This is a genomic window from Leucobacter sp. M11 (assembly GCF_035726885.1).
Classification (GTDB): domain Bacteria; phylum Actinomycetota; class Actinomycetes; order Actinomycetales; family Microbacteriaceae; genus JAPFRB01.
On record NZ_JAPFRB010000005.1, the window covers coordinates 136,610 to 138,108 of the forward strand.

Here is a 1,499-nt window from a genome sequence, read left to right on the forward strand (position 1 = left end):
CTCTCCCTCGGGCGGATCGCCCGGGCCGGCTTTGTCGAGTTGGCGAGCGCCCGGGGCGACCTCGAATCCCTCGCGGAGCGGACCGGCATCAGCTCGGAGGCGTGGCTCGACGCGCTGACGCTTGCCGCCGACCCGGACGGCGCGCTCGGCCAGCTCTCGCGAGCGGTGCAGGATCCCGAGGGGAGCGCTGAGCTCGGTCGCCTCGCGGCAGATCCCGACGGCGCGCTCCTGCTCGGCCGCCTGTGCCGACTGCTGGGGGCCTCGCCCGGGCTCGGCGAGTTCTTTCTGCGGCACCGGACGCTCCTGCCCCCGGTGATCCGCCGCGGCCCCCGGCCGCCGCGCCCGCTCGACGAACTGCGCGAGCGGCTGCTCGCCGCGGTGCGCGTGGACGCGGAGGGCGTCGCCCGCCTCGCCGGGGAGGACGGCTGGAACGCGATTCGGATCGGCTACCGGGAGCTGCTGGCCGAAATCACCCTCTACGATCTGGAGGGGCCGCGGGCGCAGGACCGCTTCGATCTCGTGGCTCTCGCCCTGAGCGACCTGGCCGAGGCCGCGATCGACGCCTCCCTCGCCGTGGCGCGCGGCACCGTCATCGAGGGGCACGGCATCGGCCGTTCCTTCCCCCGAGCGGGCGTGCTCGGCACCCGCTTCGCGGTGATCGCGATGGGCAAGTGCGGGGCCGAGGAACTCAACGTTGTCTCCGATGTGGACGTGATCTTCGTCGGGGAGTCCGGCGATCCCGAACTGAGCGACGCCCAGGCGATCGAGATCGCGACCCGGCTCGGCACCGAGGTCATGCGCGGCCTGCACGAGTACGCGCTGGAGCCCCCGCTCTGGCAGGTCGACCCCAACCTGCGGCCTGAGGGCAAGAACGGCCCGCTCGTGCGCAGCCTCGATTCGCACCTCGCCTACTACGAGCGCTGGGCGCAGACGTGGGAGTTTCAGGCGCTGCTCAAGGCGCGCTTCATCGCGGGGGACCGGGAACTCGGCGAGGCCTACGTGGCGCGCACCCGGCCTCTGGTCTGGGCGAGCAGCGACCGTCCGGACTTCGTCGGCTCGGTGCAACGCATGCGCGAGCGGGTGACCGAGCAGCTCCCGGACGACGCCGCGGAGGTGCAACTGAAGCTCGGACCGGGCGGGCTGCGCGACGTCGAGTTCGCGGTGCAGCTGCTCCAGCTCGTGCACGGGCAGGGGGATGACTCCCTCCGGGTGCGCGGCACCATCGCGGGCATCGACGCCCTCGTCTTGGGCGGCTACATCGCCCGGACCGACGCGGAGGAGCTCGCGAGCGCGTACCGGGAGATCCGCGTGCTCGAACACCGGCTGCAACTGCGCCACCTCCGGCGCACGGCCGTGCTGCCCCGCGACGAGGCCGGACTGCGCTGGCTCGCACGCGCCAGCGGCTTCGCCAGCACCGCCGACGGCCTGATGAAGCGCTTCGAGGCGAACCGTCGAGTGGTTCGCGAGCTGCACCTGAAGATCTTCTACGCGCCCCTGCT

Annotated in this window: 1 pseudogene; it reads left to right on the top strand. The window is 72.8% G+C overall.

The features are described from left to right. A pseudogene (locus OOT08_RS15970) lies at positions 1-1,499 on the top strand (bifunctional [glutamine synthetase] adenylyltransferase/[glutamine synthetase]-adenylyl-L-tyrosine phosphorylase); the annotation flags it as partial.